Annotated in this window: 19 protein-coding genes; 13 read left to right on the forward strand and 6 right to left on the reverse strand. The window is 55.9% G+C overall.

Going from position 1 to position 19,479, the window contains the following annotated elements; translation table 11 throughout:
• Positions 1–41: 41 nt before the first annotated feature.
• The 8 genes from tsaE (at position 42) to QEZ52_RS01225 (ending at position 10,098) form a co-directional block, all read left to right on the forward strand.
• Positions 42–518 (forward strand): tRNA (adenosine(37)-N6)-threonylcarbamoyltransferase complex ATPase subunit type 1 TsaE, encoded by a 477-nt coding sequence (tsaE, locus tag QEZ52_RS01190; protein WP_406647226.1) that lies wholly within the window; start codon positions 42–44, stop codon positions 516–518.
• A complete protein-coding gene (locus tag QEZ52_RS01195; protein ID WP_406647228.1) occupies positions 511–1,515 on the forward strand; it encodes an aminoglycoside phosphotransferase family protein in 1,005 nt (334 codons plus the stop codon). Before tsaE ends, QEZ52_RS01195 begins: the two co-directional genes overlap by 8 nt.
• Positions 1,512–2,195 (forward strand): nucleotidyltransferase family protein, encoded by a 684-nt coding sequence (locus QEZ52_RS01200; protein WP_406647230.1) that lies wholly within the window; start codon positions 1,512–1,514, stop codon positions 2,193–2,195. The genes QEZ52_RS01195 and QEZ52_RS01200 overlap by 4 nt, the downstream gene beginning before the upstream one ends.
• Positions 2,188–5,106 (forward strand): double-strand break repair protein AddB, encoded by a 2,919-nt coding sequence (gene addB / locus QEZ52_RS01205; protein ID WP_406647232.1) that lies wholly within the window; start codon positions 2,188–2,190, stop codon positions 5,104–5,106. The genes QEZ52_RS01200 and addB overlap by 8 nt, the downstream gene beginning before the upstream one ends.
• Positions 5,103–8,462 (forward strand): double-strand break repair helicase AddA, encoded by a 3,360-nt coding sequence (gene addA / locus QEZ52_RS01210; protein ID WP_406647234.1) that lies wholly within the window; start codon positions 5,103–5,105, stop codon positions 8,460–8,462. The genes addB and addA overlap by 4 nt, the downstream gene beginning before the upstream one ends.
• A 61-nt stretch (positions 8,463–8,523) precedes the next feature.
• Positions 8,524–8,844 carry a co-chaperone YbbN gene (gene trxA, locus QEZ52_RS01215; protein ID WP_406647236.1) on the forward strand — a complete coding sequence of 107 codons (321 nt, stop codon included), beginning with the start codon at positions 8,524–8,526 and terminating at the stop codon, positions 8,842–8,844.
• Between the two features lie 541 nt (positions 8,845–9,385).
• A complete protein-coding gene (locus QEZ52_RS01220) occupies positions 9,386–9,733 on the forward strand; it encodes a Lin0512 family protein (RefSeq protein ID WP_406647238.1) in 348 nt (115 codons plus the stop codon).
• Complete coding sequence (locus QEZ52_RS01225) at positions 9,733–10,098, forward strand: Lin0512 family protein (RefSeq protein WP_406647240.1); 366 nt, start codon at positions 9,733–9,735, stop codon at positions 10,096–10,098. Before QEZ52_RS01220 ends, QEZ52_RS01225 begins: the two co-directional genes overlap by 1 nt.
• Positions 10,099–10,175: 77 nt before the next feature.
• Here the strand turns inward: QEZ52_RS01225 and QEZ52_RS01230 are convergent, their stop codons facing one another.
• Both QEZ52_RS01230 and QEZ52_RS01235 read right to left on the reverse strand, forming a co-directional pair.
• A complete protein-coding gene (locus QEZ52_RS01230) occupies positions 10,176–10,367 on the reverse strand; it encodes a DUF1127 domain-containing protein (protein ID WP_406647242.1) in 192 nt (63 codons plus the stop codon).
• A gap of 133 nt (positions 10,368–10,500) precedes the next feature.
• Positions 10,501–11,430: a hypothetical protein gene (locus QEZ52_RS01235; protein ID WP_406647244.1), complete on the reverse strand. Its 930-nt coding sequence runs from the start codon at positions 11,428–11,430 to the stop codon at positions 10,501–10,503.
• Positions 11,431–11,528: 98 nt separating this feature from the next.
• Between QEZ52_RS01235 and hslV the strand changes: the two genes are divergently transcribed.
• Positions 11,529–12,086 (forward strand): ATP-dependent protease subunit HslV, encoded by a 558-nt coding sequence (gene hslV, locus QEZ52_RS01240; RefSeq protein WP_406647246.1) that lies wholly within the window; start codon positions 11,529–11,531, stop codon positions 12,084–12,086.
• Positions 12,087–12,174: 88 nt separating this feature from the next.
• Here hslV and QEZ52_RS01245 read toward each other — a convergent pair whose 3' ends face one another.
• Entirely contained in the window at positions 12,175–12,564 is a 390-nt protein-coding gene (locus tag QEZ52_RS01245; RefSeq protein ID WP_406647248.1) for a DM13 domain-containing protein, read from the reverse strand.
• Between the two features lie 199 nt (positions 12,565–12,763).
• Between QEZ52_RS01245 and hslU the strand changes: the two genes are divergently transcribed.
• The 3 genes from hslU (at position 12,764) to QEZ52_RS01260 (ending at position 16,521) form a co-directional block, all read left to right on the forward strand.
• Positions 12,764–14,071: an ATP-dependent protease ATPase subunit HslU gene (gene hslU, locus QEZ52_RS01250; RefSeq protein WP_406647251.1), complete on the forward strand. Its 1,308-nt coding sequence runs from the start codon at positions 12,764–12,766 to the stop codon at positions 14,069–14,071.
• A gap of 106 nt (positions 14,072–14,177) precedes the next feature.
• The gene (locus tag QEZ52_RS01255) at positions 14,178–15,290 is read left to right on the forward strand and encodes an alpha/beta hydrolase (RefSeq protein WP_406647253.1); all 1,113 of its coding nucleotides are present in this window, start codon (positions 14,178–14,180) and stop codon (positions 15,288–15,290) included.
• Position 15,291: 1 nt separating this feature from the next.
• Positions 15,292–16,521 (forward strand): MFS transporter, encoded by a 1,230-nt coding sequence (locus tag QEZ52_RS01260; protein ID WP_406647255.1) that lies wholly within the window; start codon positions 15,292–15,294, stop codon positions 16,519–16,521.
• On the opposite strand, the gene QEZ52_RS01265 is transcribed toward QEZ52_RS01260, so the two are convergent.
• From QEZ52_RS01265 to QEZ52_RS01275, 3 genes are read right to left on the reverse strand one after another with little or no spacing between them, the layout of a single operon-like run.
• Positions 16,522–17,106 carry a Smr/MutS family protein gene (locus QEZ52_RS01265; protein WP_406647257.1) on the reverse strand — a complete coding sequence of 195 codons (585 nt, stop codon included), beginning with the start codon at positions 17,104–17,106 and terminating at the stop codon, positions 16,522–16,524.
• On the reverse strand, positions 17,103–18,146 hold the full coding sequence (locus tag QEZ52_RS01270) for a murein transglycosylase A (RefSeq protein WP_406647259.1): 1,044 nt from the start codon (positions 18,144–18,146) through the stop codon (positions 17,103–17,105). The genes QEZ52_RS01265 and QEZ52_RS01270 overlap by 4 nt, the downstream gene beginning before the upstream one ends.
• Positions 18,143–18,799 (reverse strand): Tim44/TimA family putative adaptor protein, encoded by a 657-nt coding sequence (locus QEZ52_RS01275; protein WP_406647262.1) that lies wholly within the window; start codon positions 18,797–18,799, stop codon positions 18,143–18,145. The genes QEZ52_RS01270 and QEZ52_RS01275 overlap by 4 nt, the downstream gene beginning before the upstream one ends.
• 121 nt (positions 18,800–18,920) lie before the next feature.
• Between QEZ52_RS01275 and QEZ52_RS01280 the strand changes: the two genes are divergently transcribed.
• Entirely contained in the window at positions 18,921–19,442 is a 522-nt protein-coding gene (locus tag QEZ52_RS01280) for an FxsA family protein (protein ID WP_406647264.1), read from the forward strand.
• Positions 19,443–19,479 lie beyond the last annotated feature (37 nt).

The raw sequence follows: 19,479 nt of genomic DNA on the forward strand, positions 1-19,479 counted from the left end.
TCTGACTTGCTGCCGATCATTGGCTGGGCCATTGTAGCGGCATGACGGCAAAGCAGCAGAAAATCACCCTTTCATCCCCCCAGGACACCGCAGAACTGGCCGCCCGTTTGGGCGCTAAATTGGTGCCTGGCGATTGCCTGTTGCTGAACGGAAGCATCGGCGCTGGCAAAACACATTTCGCCCGCAGTTTGATTCAATCTCTCATGGACTATCCCGAGGACGTTCCCTCGCCTACCTTTACCCTGGTTCAGACATACGACACCAACGCCGGAGAGCTATGGCACGCCGATTTGTATCGGCTGTCCTGCGTGGATGACATTGTCGAATTGGGCCTGGATGAGGCCATGGCCTCAGCAATCTGTCTGATTGAATGGCCTGACCGGCTCGCTGAATTGACCCCAGAGAACGCCCTGACACTTTCCTTTTCGCTTGCCCCCGAAGAGGCTGACACCCGACATCTGACCCTTGGCTGGACCGATCAGAGATGGTCCGATTTGCTGGAAGTGACCCATGACTGACCGCCCCCAATTGGCTGACCTTTTTCTGGCCCAAACTGCCTGGGCTCACGCCCAACGTGCTCCTTTGGCCGGGGATGCCTCCAACCGCCGCTATGAACGCCTGACGGACCCTGACACGGGGACAACTGCAGTTTTGATGGATGCGCCACGGGACAAAGGCGAGGATGTTCGCCCTTTTGTCCGTATCGCCCGCCATCTGTCAGCCCAAGGCATGAGCGCGCCAGAAGTCCTGGCCGAAGACGCCGAACATGGGTTTCTCCTGCTCGAAGACCTGGGCGATGCGCTGTTCGCCCGAGTGATCCCTGAGCATCCAGAGCTGGAAACCACGCTGTATCAACGAGCCACAGATCTGTTGGTCAAACTGCATCAGGCACCCCTGCCCGATCTGGATCGCTATGGCCCACGATTGATGGCCGAAATGGCCGGGCTTGCATTCGGGAAATATCGCGCGGGTGTTTTTGGCGGTTCGGAACCGGAACTGCAAACCCGTTTTGAAAACAGGTTCGAGGATATTCTTCGCCTGAACATCAAGGGCGACAGCGTTCTGGTCCAGCGCGACTATCATGCCGAAAACCTGTTGTGGTTACCCGAACGCAAGGGCATCGCCCAGGTCGGTTTGCTTGATTTTCAGGATGCCCGCGCGGGGCATCGCGCTTATGATCTGGTATCCCTGTTGCAGGACGCCCGCCGCGATGTACCACCGGGGATCGAAATGCGAATGATCGACAGGTACATCACCCAAACTGGCATCGATGATCACGGCTTCAGAACCGCTTATACAATTCTAGGTGTGCAGAGAAATCTGCGCATTCTGGGCGTGTTCGCCCGACTATCACTGGAACATGGCAAGCCACATTATGTCGATCTGATCCCGCGGGTCTGGAGCCATTTCATCCGCGGATTGGATCATCCGGTGCTTGCACCTGTTTCGGATATGTTACGCGAGTCGCTACCCGCCCCAACCTCGGACACACTCGACCGGTTGCGCGGCCAATGACACTTCCAGTGATGCTGTTTGCCGCTGGTTTCGGCACCCGTATGCGCGACCTGACCCGGGACCGTCCCAAACCGCTGATAAAAGTCGATGACTGCCCGTTGATTGACCACACGTTGGGCATTGCCCGTGCCGTCAATCCACCCCGGATTGTTGCCAACACCCATTACAAACCACAGATGTTGGCGGACCATCTGGTGCCGCAGGGCGTGATCATTTCAGAGGAACAGCCCGACATATTGGACACTGGCGGCGGTTTGCGCGCGGCGCTGCCAGTGCTGGGCCATGGTCCGATTGTCACCATGAACACTGATGCGATCTGGTCTGGCCCGAACCCGGTTCAGCTGGCTCTGGACATGTGGAACCCGGATTGCATGGATGCGCTGTTGGTCTGTGTTCCCATGGAACAGGCACTTGGACGCCAGAGCGGTGGCGACTTTTCCTCCGATGAACACGGTCGGGCGTTCCGGGGCGGCAATCTGGTCTATGGAGGTGTGCAAATCCTGAACCCGGAAGGGCTGTACGACATCCCCGATCGGGTGTTTTCCCTGAATATTTTGTGGAACGCAATTTCGGCCAAAAACAGGCTCTATTGTGCGAAATATCCCGGAAAATGGTGTGACGTTGGGCACCCCGAAGGCATCCCACTGGCCGAAACCCTGTTGAGACAATCTGATGTTTGAACCCACCGACAAGCCCCGCGTTTTTGCCCTGCCTTGTGGCGTTGATTTTCCGCGTGCCCTGGTGGACGGGCTGATGCATCGCTCCCAGGGTCAATCTTCCGATGCGCTGGCCCGGGTCGAGCTGATCGTCAACACAGACCGAATGTACCGACGCGTCAACACGTTGTTTGACAGTGGACCGGCTCTTCTGTTGCCGCGATTATCGCTTTTGACCACCATTGGCGCACACAAACTACCCCGGGCCCTACCTTCATTACGGCGTCGGCTGGAATTGTCACAACTGGTCGCAAAGCTGTTGGACGCGCAACCAGACTTGGCCGCACGGTCATCTCTATTCGACCTGGCCGACAGCCTTGCAGAATTGATTGACGAAATGCAGAGCGAAGGAGTCGCTCCGCAAGTAATCCGGGAATTGGATGTTTCCGACATGTCCAACCACTGGAGCCGTGCGCAGAAGTTTATCGACATCGCGGATGATTTCCTCAGCCAGCATGACCATCCCGTTGATACCCAGGCGCGACAGCGGCAGATCGTGTTGAACCTGATCGAAGAATGGCAGGAAAGTCCACCACAACATCCCGTTATTCTGGCGGGGTCGACCGGATCGCGTGGCACGACGTTGATGTTGATGCAGGCCATTGCCCGCCTGCCCCAAGGGGCTGTCATCCTGCCCGGCTTTGACTTTGACCAACCTGACAACGTCTGGCGCGGGCTGGATGATCCGATGATTTCCGAAGATCATCCTCAATTCCGATTCCACCGTCTGATGCGTGATTTAGATCTGTCACCGCAGGATATTCAACGTTGGACCAACGATCCGGCACCTTCAACAGCGCGCAATCGGTTGGTATCCCTCGCCATGCGCCCAGCGCCTGTAACGGATGCCTGGATGAGCGAAGGCCCCAAGCTGAGCGATCTGGATCAGGCCACCACCGATGTGACCCTGGTCGAAGCGGCAAGCCCACGAGCCGAAGCGCTGGCCATTGCGTTGCGTCTGCGACAGGCCGCTGAAACCGGGCAAACTGCGGCCCTGATCACCCCGGACCGTATGCTGACCCGCCAGGTTTCGGCCGCGTTGGATCGTTGGGACATCCTGCCGGACGATTCCGCAGGCCAGCCGCTGCAGCTGTCTCCTCCCGGTCGATTTCTGCGCCATGTGGCGGAACTGTTCTGCAAGCCATTGACCGGTGATGCGCTGTTGACTTTGTTGAAGCACCCTTTGACCCATACGGGAGACGAGAGGGGCACACACAAGAAAAATTCACAGGATCTCGAGTTGTTCATACGGGATAAGGGAATCCCTTTTCCTGATTCGGAAAAATTTGAACAGTTCGCAGCTAGACACGCCATCACGCCGGGTTGGGTAGATTGGTTATCCAAACAGTTCGTTGACCAACACGTGGCGGGATCATTGCAACTGGCCGCATGGGTCAAACGTTTGGTCGATCTGGCCGAAGCGATTGCTGCTGGCTGTCAATCCTGTGGGTCCGGCATTCTGTGGGATGAAAAAGCGGGTCTTGAGGCGCGAAAAGTCATCGACACGCTCACCGCCGAAGCCACACACGGCGGCAGTATGAAGGCACGCGAATTTGCTGACCTTTTGAACGCAATATTGGCACAAGGCGTCGTTCACGACTACAACGCTCCCCATGGCCGCATCATGATCTGGGGGACGCTTGAGGCGCGAGTAATGGGCGCGGATCTGTTGGTCCTTGCAGGGTTGAACGAAGGCAGCTGGCCGGAACCTGCCAAACCCGATCCCTGGTTGAACCGGGCATTGCGAAACCAGGCCGGGCTATTGTTACCAGAACGCCGGATCGGCCTGTCAGCCCACGATTTCCAACAGGCCATCGCCGCGCCCGAAGTCTGGTTGACCCGGTCCGTTCGCTCGGACGAGGCGGATTCGGTGCCCTCCCGCTGGTTAAACCGTTTGTGCAACCTGCTGGACGGTCTCCCCGGTCAAGGTGGTCCACAGGCGTTGACGCATATGCGGGCCCGAGGTCAGACTTGGCTGGATTGGGCGGACGCGATCGAAACCCCAACCCCCATACCAATGGCAACCCGACCATCCCCGCGCCCGCCGGTTCACGCCCGCCCCCGTCGATTGACCGTGACCGAAATTCCCCGGCTAATTCGCGACCCCTATGCGGTATATGCCAAACATGTCCTGCGCCTTAGACCACTGAACCCGCTGGTGCAGGCACCCGATGCATTGTTGCGCGGGATTGTCGTGCACGAGGTGTTTGAAAAGTTCATCCGTGACTCGGTGGATGACAAGGATCTTTTGACTGCCGACGCGTTACTGAATCTATCGGAGGCACTGTTGGAACAGCATGTGCCCTGGCCAACGGCACGGCGTCTGTGGTGGGCCAGGATCAAACGAATTGCCGGACCATTCATAACCAGCGAACTGGCGCGACGCGCAACCTGTCATCCGGTTTCATTCGAAGCCAAAGGAGAAATCCAGCTGGACCCGTTGGATTTCAGCATCGTCTGCCGCGCCGATCGGATTGATATAGATGATCGCGGCTTTCTGCATCTGATTGATTATAAAACCGGCGAACCACCGTCTGAGAAGAAACAGATCAAATTCGAAAAACAACTGCTGATCGAAACTGCCATGGTCACCGTAGGCGCGTTCACGAATTTTGGTCCAGCCGAAGTTGCCCGCGCCCTGTTCATCGGATTGGGCAGCACGCTCAAAGAAATTCCTGCGCCCATCGACAAAGAACCACCCGAAAAGGTCTGGGCAGAGTTGCGGAAACTGATTGAAACCTATTTCGACCCTAACCAAGGGTTTTCCAGCCGCCGTATGCTGCATCTGGATACGGATCACGGCGATTATGACCATTTGGCACGCTTTGGTGAATGGGACCGCAGCGCCATGCCAGAACCGGAGACATTGACATGAGTGCGCGCAACGATGCCACCGAGCGCCAGGTTCAGGCCGCCCGCCCCGATACGTCAACGTGGCTGGCCGCGAATGCCGGATCGGGCAAGACCCGGGTTCTGACCGACCGGGTGGCCCGGTTGTTGCTGCGTGGGGTTCAGCCCCAGCATATCCTGTGTCTGACCTATACCAAGGCGGCAGCTTCGGAAATGCAAAACCGGCTGTTCAAACGGTTGGGCGAATGGGCGATGCTGAATGATCATGCATTGACGATCGCGCTCGAAGATCTTGGTGCCGAGGATGCTATCTCATCAGATCGCTTGCGTCAGGCCCGCACTCTGTTCGCCCGCGCCATCGAAACGCCAGGTGGGTTGAAAATTCAGACGATTCATTCCTTCTGCTCGTCTCTGTTGCGACGATTTCCGTTGGAAGCAGGTGTCAGCCCACAATTCTCTGAGATGGAAGACCGCGCCGCATCGCTGTTGCGGGCAGAGATCGTCGAGGATTTTGCCAAAGGCGACCGGGTGACACTGATCGATGACATGGCTCAGCATGTGACTGACAGTGATTTCGATACCCTGACAGCCGCAATATGCCATCGCCGCGCCAGCTTTGACACACCAATGTCCGCATCCGATCTGTTGGCGTTGTTCGATCTGCCCGATGGATTTGACCAGGCCGCGTTGGAAGCAAGAGTGTTTCTGGGCGGCGAGGAGAACCTGCTAGAGCGCACGCGCGCGATGCTGTCCACTGGCGGTACGAATGATCAAAAGGCGGCTGTCAAACTTGCTGCCATTGCCCGACCTACGGTTCCAGATTTGCCGGTTATGGAAAACGTATTTCTAACCGGAGCAAGCGCCAAAGAGCCTTTTTCCGCCAAGATAGGGTCTTTTCCTACCAAAAAGCTGCGCGAATCTCATGGCGAGCTGATGGATCAGCTAGAGCCGTTGATGCTGCGCATCGAAGACGCGCGCGCCAAAAGGCTGGGGCTGGTGGCGGCACGCAAATCCATGGATCTTCATGCGTTTGCCGCTGCGTTCCTACCTGAATACGAACGGCGCAAACAGCTGCGCGGGTGGCTTGATTTTGACGATCTGATCCTAAAAGCACGTCAGTTGCTGAACGACCCGGCGGTGGCGGCTTGGGTGTTGTATCGGCTCGACGGTGGCATCGACCATATTCTGGTGGACGAAGCCCAGGACACCAGTCCGGTTCAGTGGGACGTCATCGAAAAGCTGGCTCAGGAATTCACCAGCGGTGAAGGGGCGCGTTCGGATGTGGAACGCACCATCTTTGTCGTTGGGGACAAAAAACAATCGATTTATTCGTTTCAAGGTGCCGACCCAGATGCCTTTGACAGGATGCAGGCCGATTTCGGTGCTCGGTTGCGCGATACCGGTTCGCAGCTCGAAGACCTGACATTGGAATATTCCTTTCGCTCTTCTGCAGCAATTCTGAGGCTGGTTGATCTGGTGTTTTCCGACAGTCCTCAGGCTGGATTTCACAAGGAAGCACTGCATCGCGCATTCAAATCCGATTTGCCAGGGCGGGTCGATCTGTGGCCAGTTGTGGAAAAGGTCGATGATGACGAAGACCGCGACTGGACAGACCCGGTAGACCGGCCCAGCGCGCGGCATCACAATGTCATCCTGGCCGAACAGATCGCGGACAGTATCAAACAGCTGATCGACAGCGGTGCAACATTGCCCGAAGACGGATCCAAACGCGGCACATTTGTGCGCCGCCCTGTAAAACCCGGGGACTTTTTGATCCTGGTGCAACGCCGGTCGGATTTGTTTTCCGAAATTATCCGTGCCTGCAAAAAGGCCGAATTGCCGATTGCCGGAGCAGACCGGCTCAAGGTCGGCGCGGAACTTGCGGTCAAGGATCTGGCAGCGCTTCTGAGCTTTCTGGCCTTGCCAGAGGACAACCTTTCTCTAGCCTCTGCATTAAAATCACCTCTTTTTGGCTGGTCAGAACAAATGTTGTTTGATCTGTCTCATCGCCGTCAAAATAAAGAATATCTGTGGGAAACGCTCAGAAAGCGTCAGGAGGAGTTTCCCGAAACATTTCGCGTTCTTTCTGATTTACGAAAAAATGCCGACTTCCTCCGCCCCTTTGATCTGATCGAACGCATTCTGACCCGCCATGACGGGCGGCGAAAATTGCTGGGTCGATTGGGTCCAGAGGCCGAAGACGGGATCAACGCCTTGCTTTCCCAGGCTTTGGCCTATGAACGCACGGATATTCCCAGCCTCACCGGGTTTCTCGTCTGGATGCAAACCGACGATCTGGAAATCAAACGCCAGATGAGCGCCGCGGGCGACATGATCCGTGTGATGACTGTTCACGGATCCAAGGGATTGGAAGCACCGATTGTGATCCTGCCAGACACCGGTCCGCGCCGCGCCAGCCGGGATGACGAAATCATGTTGGCCCAGGGCGTTCCTTTGTGGAAGCTGCCCAAGGATCAGATGCCAGATGCGCTGATGCAGGCCAGAACCGAGGCACAGGACAGGCAAAAGAGTGAGCGTTTGCGTCTGCTATATGTGGCTCTAACACGAGCGGAAAAGTGGTTGATTGTGGCCGGTGCCGGGGAGATGTCAAAAGAAGGCGACAGTTGGTACCAGTTGGTCGAAACCGCAATGCACGATGCTGGAGCCATCGAAGTAGAGGTTCCAAATGGTCGTTGTCTGCGATTGGAACACGGCGACTGGGATGGGTTGGAATTGGTGACTCCCGCGCATCATGTGCGCCACATCGTCCCCTTGCCCGGCTTTCTGACGCTTCCGGCAGCCCCCTATATCGCGCCGCCCAGAGCCCTGAGCCCGTCTGAATTGGGAGGCCCAAAAGCTTTGCCTGGAGATCAGGGTTTGGACGAAGAAACCGCAATGCTACGCGGGACCCGGATCCATCTTCTTCTCGAACATCTGCCCGCCCTACCCCAATCCGACTGGGATCATGCCGCAGAGATGCTATTGGTAGACGCACCAGATCTGGCTGATCTGATGGCCGAAGCCAAAACTGTTCTGATTTCCCCTGATCTAGCCTGGCTGTTTGCCCCCCATGCGCTGGCCGAAGTTTCCGTAACCGCAGATTTGGGCCCGGAGCGGATACATGGGGTGATCGACCGGCTGGTGGTCGGGGCTGATCACGTGTTGGCGGTGGATTTCAAAACCAATGCCACGGTCCCCACAACGCCTTCGGAGGTACCGCTGGGATTGTTGCGCCAAATGGCGGCCTATAGCCATGCGCTGGCACAAATCTACCCGGACAAACGGATCGACACTGCAATCCTGTGGACCCGAACAGCAACACTGATGCCGCTACCACACGATCTTGTGTCAGGCACCATCATTGGGCAGCTGTCGGGTTGACGACGACGGTCGGGCTACATACGTTCCGATCCCAGTTGCCATACACTCAGGAGACATTCAGATGTCCACCGTAGCCGTCACCGACGATACATTTGACGCCGAAGTCAAAAATTCCGAAGTCCCCGTAGTCGTGGATTTCTGGGCCGAATGGTGCGGCCCCTGCAAACAGATTGGTCCCGCTTTGGAAGAGCTGGCCAGCGAATACAATGGTGCCGTGAAAATCGCCAAGGTTGATGTGGATTCCAACCCGAATGCCGCTGCAGCAATGGGTGTTCGTGGCATTCCGGCCCTGTTCATCTTCAAGGACGGACAGGTCGTGTCAAACCGTGCTGGCGCTGCCCCAAAGGCTGCGTTGAAAAGCTGGATCGACGATTCGATCTGATCTGTGTGATCAAATCTTGTGAACAAGGCGCTCCGGTTGGGGCGCCTTTTTTTGTGGGCGTTCTTGTTGCGAACGCGGCAGCGTCATACGCTCGCTTGCAGATTGGCCAGCACAAACAGGGAAGAAACTCATGCAACATGTTCTTTGTCTCGTCGTCTTTTTGGCTGTTGTCGTGACAACCGCATCAACCGCCCAGGCGACAATTGCATGTTCAATCGTTTCCCATGCACAGAACAAAACCAGCGTGAGCCTATTTTTGGAACCAGACAGTTCGTCAGTCGCAATACGGGAGGTCCCTGTGGGCGATCTGGTTGTCTATCCACAAGAAGAACTGGCACCGGCCCAGGCCGAAGGCTGGGTCTGGGTGCGGCACGACATGACACAAGAAACAATATGGCAGACCGGTACGTTCGGTTGGGTCAGGAGCGAGAACATTGCAAATTGTGGATAGCCGCCAAACTGGCTTGCCTATCGACCTTGGACTGGATCTGTCTCGGTCCTGCGATGTATGCTCAAACTATTGAAAAATTACGGAGATAGCATGGCCAAGACACGGGTATTGGTGGAATTCGGAATGGGCACGTCGCTCAGGCGCGAGGACTACACTCAGGCAGCGGATCGAGCGATCCGGGATGCGTTGTGGCACAATTCGGTCAATATTGCCGAGCTGTTTGATTTCCCAAAGGAAGCCATGATCATCGATGCGGAAATTGGCGTTCAGCAGCCGGACAAGGTGGATGTCGCAGCATTGAAGAAGATTTTTCCATATGGCACCCCGACAATCACGGTCAGAAAAGGCGGGCTGAATGTGGACAAACACCACACCGATGGGTGCACTGTAATTGCCAATGCCGCCATCGTTGTCTCTTTTGATCTGGAGGCCGTGTGATGGGTGAAAAACGCATCATTTTGGAAATGGGCACCGGCAACGATCTATATGGTCAGGACTATACCAAGGCTGCGCGCCGCGCGGTTCAAGACGCGCTGCACCATTCTTCGATTACGCTGTTTTCAAAGTTGGGGGTGGATCATACCGAAATGCGGGTACAGGTGACCGTTGCTGTGCAGAACCCGGATGCGGTGGATTGTGATCTGGTTGCCGGCGATCTGCCCAGAGGTCGGGCCCAGGTGCGCGCTGTCCACGGTGGGCTGGACATACAAGATATCGAAGCCGGGACTGTTCACGTGATCGCCACTGCTGCTGTCGAGGCCTTTCTGCCGGACTTGGCCGGAGCCTACAAGCTGACACAGTGAAGACAGCTCTGGAAAAAACGAAAGCCGCGCCTCTGATCAGAGGTGCGGCTCAATTACCTTGAAATATCTGCATGGGTTCAGAACAGATCACCACGGGTCAGACCGATGTCGTTCAGCTGGTGTTCGCTAAGACGGGACAGGATCTTGCGAGTCACGCGGGCCTGGTTCCAGGCAACAACGGAATTTTTTACGTTCATCAGCGAGTCGACAACACGCAGAGTTGCGACAGCACCAACTGGAGCTTGAGTTTGGGCGAGGGTATGGGCCATTTTTCACGTCCTTCAGAATTGGGGTTGTTCGTGTGTTTGTTGATGAGGCTCATGTAGGGTCCAAAGGTGAGTCCCACAATTGCCAAAAAAACAGGCCCGCTCTGCGCGCTTTGCATAGCACTTGAACAAAACGTTAACGGGCACCCAACGGCCAGCCCGCCGTCAACAGCCTGTCGCGGATCTTTCCCTCCGCGCCATCAACCCCGGCGTTGATCGACATCTTTTGCCAAAACCAATAAATATAGGCCGCATAATCCGGGCGCAGTTGGGGGGCCATTTCCAGCGCTCGGGCAACGCCCATTCTGGGTACATTGGCTGCAATGTGATGAAAATCGATCCGCCCGAACAGCACCAGTGGTTTGCCGAAAAAGAACCCAGCAAACCCCGCGGATGAATTCTGGGTTACAACATAGTCGCAATTGGCCAACAGATCGACCATGCCTCCCACAGCTATCTCAAGTCGTGGATACCGAGCCTCGAGTCGCTCCAAGGCCGTCAGTTCGGCCTGCGCATAGGTCTCTTTTGGGTGCAACGTGGCAATCACTTTGCGGCGCGGTTCGTGTTCCAGTACTGCTTGGATCATCGAAATGGGGGAACAGGTTTGAAATGATCGGTGATCAAGCAATCGACCCTGAAGCGGAACATAAACATACCCATCCTCTCTGGCGCGCTGCGGTGCATCCCCGAACTGGCGCTTGCTCCAAAATCGATAGAATCGGTCCATTTCTTGTCTGGGTGTGTCAGGGCAAGGCGTGAAATCGGCCATGGCCACCGGCCACTCCCACCGCTTGGCCGTATCTGCAATGTTCCAGAACGGAAATTCATAAACCTTGCGCATGGTCAAGGCACGATCATGAAGCGGATCGGACATATGGAACATGGCGTATCCCGGTCGGTCTACCGATTGTTGCAATGTATCCGGGTCGTGACCCAGATAGGCAATGTCAAAGCCCGCTGCCCGGACGACACGGTTGATACGGTTAATGAAATTATGCCCACCTCGCTCTGCCCGCTGGCGCAGTTGATCATGCAGGTAATAAGTCAAAATGCGGTCATCGGGCATGATGGCACGTTAGGCAGACAGAAAAGCCATCGCAACCTGAACCTCTTGTGCGCATGGGAGCACGGGGCCATATAGATCAACAACAAACGGAGATATTCATGGCAGAAGATCAATTTCCAGGCTGGCACGGCACCACAATCATTGGCGTCAAGAAAGGCAAAGAGGTGGTAATCGCCGGCGACGGCCAGGTCTCGCTTGGGCAAACCGTCATCAAGGGATCCGCCCGCAAGGTCCGCCGCCTGAAACCCGGTGGGTTCGAAGTGGTTGCAGGATTTGCTGGCTCTACTGCCGATGCCTTTACTCTGCTGGAACGTCTCGAAGCCAAACTGGAATCCACTCCCGGTCAGCTGGCGCGGGCCTCGGTCGAACTGGCCAAGGACTGGCGCACTGACAAATACCTGAAGAACCTCGAAGCAATGCTGATTGTGACCGATGGCACCGATATGTTCGTGATCACCGGAGCCGGCGATGTGCTGGAACCCGAACATGACGTGGCCGCCATCGGATCGGGTGGTAATTTTGCCTTGGCCGCCGCACGGGCCATGATGGACAGCGACAAGTCCGCCGAAGAAGTGGCCCGCGGCGCAATGGCGATTGCTGCCGACATTTGTGTCTATACAAATGGTCGACTGACAGTCGAAAAAATCGACAGCTGACTTTAATCCGCTATTGCTCCCACAACAAAAAAGGGGCGGCTGTCTCCAGCCACCCCTGTCAGGTCATCCGTGAGTGGGTTTCGACCTGTTAGTTCAATGTTGCAACGCCCAACGGCACGTTGAATTTGCGACACCAAATGTAAACTTCGTTGTGGCCGGAAATATCGACCCCGGCTGGAACCGCATAAGATTGCCCACCTTTCAGGTTGCGCAGTTCGCCCAAATCCGTGGCTGGGTCATATTTCCCGTTTTTGCCCAAACCGACACGTGGATCAGGTGCTCCGTCCAACGAGAAGTCGTTACCCAGTTCGACGACATATCCACCATCCTTTTTCACAATTTTCACCTTGCCGGTGGTGATGTGTTTGCTGCGGCCCTCAAAATGACCACCCTCGGCGGCAAATGCCTGTGGCCCTGAAATGATCAGCGCTGCGCCGGATGCTACGGCTACGCTCAGAAAATTTCGACGATTGATCATTGGATCTCTCTCCATATTCACGTCCCTGGGCATCTGTGCCCTCGCCTAATCTCGGTGTACCGACCAGTCATTGTAAGGGTTGCTCACGCGCCGCTGATCTATCGTGTTTGCTGGGTGTTTTTGCGTGAGCATCTTGTGATTGGGTTGAGTTTTCCGCGTCCATGATTAGGTTCGCATCGAAACAATGAAATGAGTGACCATGACCGATCTGACCCCGCGCGAAATCGTTTCCGAACTGGACCGGTTCATCATTGGACAGAACGACGCCAAACGCGCCGTTGCCGTTGCGCTGCGCAATCGCTGGCGACGCAAACAATTGTCCGATGACCTGCGCGACGAGGTTTATCCAAAAAACATCCTGATGATCGGCCCCACCGGTGTGGGCAAAACCGAAATCAGCCGCCGCCTGGCCAAACTGGCCCGCGCCCCCTTTATCAAGGTCGAGGCGACCAAATTCACCGAAGTCGGCTACGTGGGGCGTGACGTGGAACAGATTGTCCGTGATCTGGCGGATGCGGCAATTCTGCAAACCCGTGAATACATGCGCGAAGACGTCAAGGCCAAGGCCCAAACGGCCGCCGAAGAACGGGTGATTGATGCCATTGCCGGTGCAGAGGCCCGCGAAGGCACCCGCGAGATGTTCCGCAAAAAGCTCAAGTCTGGTGAACTGGACGACACAGTCATCGAGGTGGATGTGGCTGACACATCCAACCCGATGGGCAGCTTTGAAATCCCCGGCCAACCTGGATCCAATGTCGGTATGATGAATCTTGGCGATTTGTTCGGCAAGGCTATGGGCGGGCGCACCGTGCGCAAGAAAGTTACCGTGGCCGACAGTTATGAACTTTTGATTGGTGAAGAGGCCGACAAGCTTTTGGATGACGAAGCTGTCACACGTTCAGCACTGGATTCGGTTGAACAGAACGGCATCGTGTTCCTGGATGAAATCGACAAGGTTTGTGCCCGATCTGACGCACGCGGTGGTGATGTCAGCCGGGAAGGCGTGCAGCGGGATCTGTTGCCACTGATCGAAGGCACCACCGTCAGCACCAAACATGGCCCGATCAAGACCGACCACATTCTCTTCATTGCGTCTGGCGCATTCCACATTGCCAAACCCAGCGATCTTCTGCCCGAACTTCAGGGCCGCCTGCCGATCCGGGTTGAGTTGCGCGCCCTGACTGAAAAGGATTTTGTGCGCATCCTGACGGAGACTGACAATGCGTTGACCTTGCAATACACCGCCCTGATGGGCACCGAAGAGGTCACAGTCAGCTTTACCGATGATGGGATCGCCGCATTGGCCAAGATTGCAGCCGACGTGAACCAATCTGTCGAAAATATTGGGGCTCGCCGGCTTTATACGGTGATGGAGCGTGTGTTTGAGGATCTGTCTTTCGCTGCGCCCGACCAGTCCGGAACAAGCGTTACCGTCAACGCCGATTTTGTCGAAAAAAACCTGGGCGAACTGACCCGGTCCGCGGATGTGAGCCGTTATGTTCTGTAGTTCTGTCGCATTGATCAAACTGTCTATTTGACTGATCGTTCGTTCCTGTGCTGGACATTCGCAATCGCATGACTAGCCTGTCCCAGAATTCTGGGTCAGGTGGATCATGACACGCTTAACTATTAGTTTGATTGTCCTCCTGGCGGGTCTGGCTGGTTGTGTTGACAGGTCTGTTGTCGAAACGGTTCCGGCGGCATTGACAATCGGAACCGCAAAAACCGTATTTGCCGCAACCACGCGTGAGAATGGAACAGGCGGAGACTTTGGGCCTGGACGCTCAGAAATGCTCAGCCTGCTGGAACTCACTGTCAGCATCCCTCCGGAGCATCAAACTGGGCGCATTGAATATGGATATACCAATCCCGATCCGCGAACCCAATTCGCCTTGGCCGGCAGCAGGGAGTTTGCCTCACCATCCGAATTTCGAACCCATGTAAACCAGGCTGTGACCCGGCGCCCGGCCGGAGACCGCGAAGCGACATTGTATGTGCATGGGTTCAACACCACCCAAACCGAAGCCGCATTCCGCGCAGCCCAGCTGGCCCATGATCTGGATCTGCCCGGAGTGCAGATGATCTATTCATGGCCCAGCCTGGGCAGCCCTTTGGGATATGCCTATGACGGAGACAGCATGTTGTTTGCGCGGGACGGCTTGGAGAAGTTGCTGCGCGACATCCATCGCAGCGGTACGGAACGGATCGTGATTGTCGCCCATTCAATGGGGTCCGTATTGGTGATGGAAGCCTTGCGTCAGATCGAGATTGCCGATCCCGGATGGTCGTCTCGATTCCTAAGTGGGATCGTGCTGATTTCTCCCGATCTGGATGTTGATCTGTTTCGAACCCAGATGAGCCGGATTGCCGAACCGCCCCAACCTTTTATCGTTTTTGTGTCCCGCAAGGACAAGCTCTTGAACCTCTCACAACGGCTTAGGGGTACCCACAGCCGGGAGCGGTTGGGCAATATCAGCTCGGTCGAAGCGATTTCCGATCTACCCATTGATATCATTGATACGACCGAATTTTCAGATGACGCACAATCTTCGCATTTTGTGGCCGGGTCTTCGCCCACATTGATCAAAATGCTGAACGAAGCTACCAAAATGGCCCAGTTCGTCGGGCATGATCGGATCACCCCAGAGAGCCTGTTGCCGGGTGCTGTGGCGCATTATTCTGCCGCAACGGAAGTCACTCCTTACAACCTTGCCGGTGAGCGTTGATATGGCACGGCAGGCCGACCTGACATCGGACACAGGGTTTGTGATCCGAAACGCCCGCTGGCTGTCGGCCGGTGCGTTGCTGACGCTTTTGTCCTGTTTTGGACAGACGTTTTTTATCTCTTTGTTTGCTGGCGAAATTCGTGCCGAATTTGGACTGAGCCACGGAGAATGGGGAGGCATCTATTCGGCTGGAACCATGGTTTCGGCGGTTGTCATGGTGTGGGCGGGCGTATTGTCCGATATGTTCCGAGTGCGGGCGCTTGGCACAATGATCCTGTTTGGTGTCGCAGTGGCCTGTCTGGTAATGGCCGGAAACCAATGGTTCTGGGGGTTGGTTGGGTCCATTTTCCTGCTTCGGTTCTTTGGGCAGGGCATGGCCACCCATATTGCAATGGTTGCTATGGCCCGGTGGTTTGTCGCGACGCGGGGCAGGGCGTTGGCCATTGCAACATTGGGTTTCTCTTTTGGTGAAGCTCTGTTGCCTGTGACGTTTGTTGCCCTGATGCCGATATTGGGATGGCGTGTGTTATGGGTAATTTGTGCTGGTCTTGCGATCCTGGGAATCCCAATCCTGATGACCCTGTTGAAACAGGAGCGCAGCCCGCGCCATCAGGCCACGGATCAAACTGCCACGGGTATAGAGAACCGTCATTGGACCAGGGCCCAAGCGTTAAAGCACCCGCTGTTCTGGTTCATCGTGCCATCCATTCTCGGCCCAAGCGCCTGTTCCACCGCGTTCTTTTTTCACCAGGTACACCTGGCAGAAATAAAGGGCTGGACCCATTTGGAATTTGTTGCATGGTTCCCTGTTTTTACCGGAGTTTCGGTGCTGTCGATGGTCGGAGCAGGTTGGGCGCTGGACAAGGTTGGAACCCATCGGTTGATGCCGCTGTTCCAACTCCCTGTGACAATCGGCTATCTGATTTTCGCCTGGGCCACCGAACCGACAGCCGTCATGTTCGGTTTTATCTTTCTGGCACTGACCACCGGAGCCAATGCCACGATCCCAGCGGCGTTTTGGGCTGAAACGTATGGCACGGCTCATATCGGTGCCATAAAATCCCTAGCCACCGCAATCATGGTCCTGGGCACGGCCATTGGGCCAGGCATTACCGGGGTTTTGATAGACGCCGGGATCAGCCTGGAAACCCAGTTTATCGGCTTTGTTGCGTATTTCCTGGTAACATCTCTGGGCGTGGCATTCGGACTGAAAAAGTATGGCCGATTGTGATCAGCCGCGTCTAAGATAGACGTAATAGGCACCTTCGCCACCGTGGCTGATATGCGCGGGTGTCACCTGTAATACAGCCTGTGCCATTGGTGGAAGAGAAAGCCATTGCGGCACTTGATGTTTCAATACTCCGAATGGGGTTGGAATCGGACCAAGGTCGTCGCGCCGCTTGCCCTTGCCCGTAATCACCAGCACCAATCGTTTTCCGGCGGCTTGTGATGACAAGATGAAATGACGTAACTCTGGATGAGCTTCAGCCTGACGCATCCCATGTAGGTCAATCCGGGCTTCGGGTTTGATCTTGCCACGTTTCATGCGGGCAAAGGATTTGAAATCCATTTGGAGCGCACTGGCGCGCATACTGTCCGCAATCGACGGTTTCAGTTCGTGTTTCACCGGTTTGGATTTTGCAGTGCGACCCAGTTCAAAATTCTCGATCCGGGGCAGGGGCTGTTTCGTCGGTTTCGGTTTGGGCAGAGGTAGCGCCTGCGGGGTGCTATGCGCCCCAGGATGCATACGTTCAGTCTGCTCGACGACCCTATGCCAAAGGTTGATCTCGTCGCTGGTCAGTTTTCGACGTGTCATTGCAGTTCGTCCGGCAAAAGGGCAAAGGCCCGCTGAATAGGCAGCAGGACAACCATCCTCCCCGGATCACGCAACCGCCCGGCTGCTTGACCCGCCGCGTCTCCGGTTCCAAAGAAGATGTCAGCCCGCTGGGCGCCCTTGATAGCCGAACCTGTATCCTGCGCAACCATCAGGCGTCGCATCTTGCCCGAACCGTCCTTTTCCAACCAGACAGGTGCCCCTAGGGGGACGAATTTAGGATCCACCGCAACGGTCCGCAACGCTGTCACCGATCGATTCATCGCCCCCAGGGGGCCGGAGCTGGCAGGGACTTGGTTTACGGTGCGAAAGAACACATAGGACGGGTTGTGCATCAACAGGTCATCGCCATCCACCGGGTTGCGACGCACCCAGTTTTTGATGACCTGCGCACTGACCTGATGGGCGTTATAAATCCCACGGCGAACCAATTCGACCCCGATCGAGCGATATGGATGTCCGTTGGCGCCGCCATATCCGACCCGAATCGTTGATCCATCGGACATTCTGATCCTGCCAGACCCCTGGATTTGTAAGAAAAAAAGCTCAACCGGATCATCGACCCATGCGATTTCCAAACCGCGACCGTCCATGACACCGCTGGTCAGAATATCGCGGCGGGGAAGCCAGGGATTATTTCGCTTTGCTTCGGGTGGCATCCGGTAGATCGGATACCGATAGCGCGCATTGGGGCTGCGAGCGCCCTCCAGCTCTGGTTCAAAATAGCCAGTGAACAGCGCCGGGTCGCCATCCTGGGTCAGAACCGGACGAAAGAACAATTCAAAGAACGCCTTGGCCTGATCGACAGGGTGATTCTGGGCCACCGCGCACAGGCTGGTCCAATCCGGGTCATCCAGATCCGGACACGTGTTCAGAAACGCCTGCAACGCAGCCGCATGATCATCCTTGTCCCAACCTTCCAGTTGATCAAATCCAAGGATTTGGTGCGTGACTTCGCCCTGTGCTCCGGCCCCGCACATCATGGACACCGCCACACATGCTGCCCGGAGCGCATGAATCATCCGTCCGTTGCGACCAACTGCCAGTTCGGATCATTCGAACCCATGGTGCGGGCAAACGTCCAAGTGTCTTTCTGGCGCTTGATATGTTTGGGATCACCTTCGACAATATCACCACCGCGGTCACGAACAACCGAAGTCAATTCACCCACGAACCGCATGGTAACTTCGGCCAGGTTGGTGTCCTTGTCGAAATGTACGTCAGACACTGTGGTTTCACGCACACCTACAAATTCGGCTTCAATTTTCAGGCCCTGATCTTCTCGGCTGGACACAACGTCAACAAAGGTCTGGAACACAACGTCGGCCAAAAAGGGTTTCAATCCGTCCAGGTCACCGCGTTCAAAACCCATAACGATCATCTCATAGGCACCTCGGGCACCCTGTACGAATTCGCTAACGGAAAATCCGGGTTCGATCCGTTTCATAGCCGCAAGGTCATTGGCCTGTGGGCTGTCCTCGGGCACATGGTCAGTAATGTCACGATCCGGACCACCTTCGATCACTTCGAATTCTTGGCGACGGCGAGGCGACTCTTTTGGTGCGGGCGGCTTTTCAAACCCTTCACGGGTTCCCAGAACGCTTTTGAGGCGCAGGATCAGGAAAATGGCAATGCCAGCCAAAACCAACAGCGTGATCATGGGGGGTGGATTCATTTGGACCTCTTCTGGACCACTTCAGGAGCTGTGGCCTTTGTAACTTGCACCACATGCACTTATGTAGGTTACGGGCGGGGTCAAGTCCACAGCCCAGCCATACGTTGATGAGGAAACTGACATGTATCTTTTCTTGGCCTTTCTGATGGTTCCGATCCTCGAGATCGCTTTGTTCATTCAGGTTGGCGATTTGATTGGGCTTTGGCCGACCCTGGGAATTGTGGTTCTGACCGCAATTTTGGGTACATGGTTGGTCAGGACACAAGGTCGCATGGCCATGGGTCAGCTGCGCAATTCGTTCTCTCAGCTGGGTGATCCGACCGAACCACTGGCGCATGGCGCGATGATCCTGTTCTCTGGTGCGTTGCTGTTGACACCCGGTTTCTTTACCGATGCCATTGGATTTGCGCTGTTGGTACCTCCGGTACGTGTCGCGGTGTACAAATATCTGCGTTCCCGGGTGTCAGTCGCCCAATTCCAGATGGGCCCCGGACCAATGCCAGGACACGGGTTCAATCCTGGAGCGCGGCCAAACCCAACAGGCCAGAACGACGACATTATTGACGGCGAATTCGAAGACGTTACGTCCCCACGTCCCCGCACCGGCCCCTCGGGTTGGGTCGAAGGTCCTGATCGCCGTTGAGGTGCGCGGATCAAGCTGATAAGCACAGCTAAACGTG

Origin of the sequence: Aliisedimentitalea scapharcae (assembly GCF_045277565.1) — a bacterium.
Lineage (GTDB): Bacteria > Pseudomonadota > Alphaproteobacteria > Rhodobacterales > Rhodobacteraceae > Aliisedimentitalea > Aliisedimentitalea scapharcae.

Excerpts from the sequence above, each read along its gene's own strand:
- tsaE (WP_406647226.1), top strand. The coding sequence starts at position 42 with ATGACGGCAAAGCAGCAGAAAATCACCCTTTCATCCCCCCAGGACACC.
- QEZ52_RS01195 (WP_406647228.1), top strand. The coding sequence starts at position 511 with ATGACTGACCGCCCCCAATTGGCTGACCTTTTTCTGGCCCAAACTGCC.
- QEZ52_RS01200 (WP_406647230.1), top strand. The coding sequence starts at position 1,512 with ATGACACTTCCAGTGATGCTGTTTGCCGCTGGTTTCGGCACCCGTATG.
- addB (WP_406647232.1), top strand. The coding sequence starts at position 2,188 with ATGTTTGAACCCACCGACAAGCCCCGCGTTTTTGCCCTGCCTTGTGGC.
- addA (WP_406647234.1), top strand. The coding sequence starts at position 5,103 with ATGAGTGCGCGCAACGATGCCACCGAGCGCCAGGTTCAGGCCGCCCGC.
- trxA (WP_406647236.1), top strand. The coding sequence starts at position 8,524 with ATGTCCACCGTAGCCGTCACCGACGATACATTTGACGCCGAAGTCAAA.
- QEZ52_RS01220 (WP_406647238.1), top strand. The coding sequence starts at position 9,386 with ATGGCCAAGACACGGGTATTGGTGGAATTCGGAATGGGCACGTCGCTC.
- QEZ52_RS01225 (WP_406647240.1), top strand. The coding sequence starts at position 9,733 with ATGGGTGAAAAACGCATCATTTTGGAAATGGGCACCGGCAACGATCTA.
- QEZ52_RS01230 (WP_406647242.1), bottom strand. The coding sequence starts at position 10,367 with ATGGCCCATACCCTCGCCCAAACTCAAGCTCCAGTTGGTGCTGTCGCA.
- QEZ52_RS01235 (WP_406647244.1), bottom strand. The coding sequence starts at position 11,430 with ATGCCCGATGACCGCATTTTGACTTATTACCTGCATGATCAACTGCGC.
- hslV (WP_406647246.1), top strand. The coding sequence starts at position 11,529 with ATGGCAGAAGATCAATTTCCAGGCTGGCACGGCACCACAATCATTGGC.
- QEZ52_RS01245 (WP_406647248.1), bottom strand. The coding sequence starts at position 12,564 with ATGATCAATCGTCGAAATTTTCTGAGCGTAGCCGTAGCATCCGGCGCA.
- hslU (WP_406647251.1), top strand. The coding sequence starts at position 12,764 with ATGACCGATCTGACCCCGCGCGAAATCGTTTCCGAACTGGACCGGTTC.
- QEZ52_RS01255 (WP_406647253.1), top strand. The coding sequence starts at position 14,178 with ATGACACGCTTAACTATTAGTTTGATTGTCCTCCTGGCGGGTCTGGCT.
- QEZ52_RS01260 (WP_406647255.1), top strand. The coding sequence starts at position 15,292 with ATGGCACGGCAGGCCGACCTGACATCGGACACAGGGTTTGTGATCCGA.
- QEZ52_RS01265 (WP_406647257.1), bottom strand. The coding sequence starts at position 17,106 with ATGACACGTCGAAAACTGACCAGCGACGAGATCAACCTTTGGCATAGG.
- QEZ52_RS01270 (WP_406647259.1), bottom strand. The coding sequence starts at position 18,146 with ATGATTCATGCGCTCCGGGCAGCATGTGTGGCGGTGTCCATGATGTGC.
- QEZ52_RS01275 (WP_406647262.1), bottom strand. The coding sequence starts at position 18,799 with ATGAATCCACCCCCCATGATCACGCTGTTGGTTTTGGCTGGCATTGCC.
- QEZ52_RS01280 (WP_406647264.1), top strand. The coding sequence starts at position 18,921 with ATGTATCTTTTCTTGGCCTTTCTGATGGTTCCGATCCTCGAGATCGCT.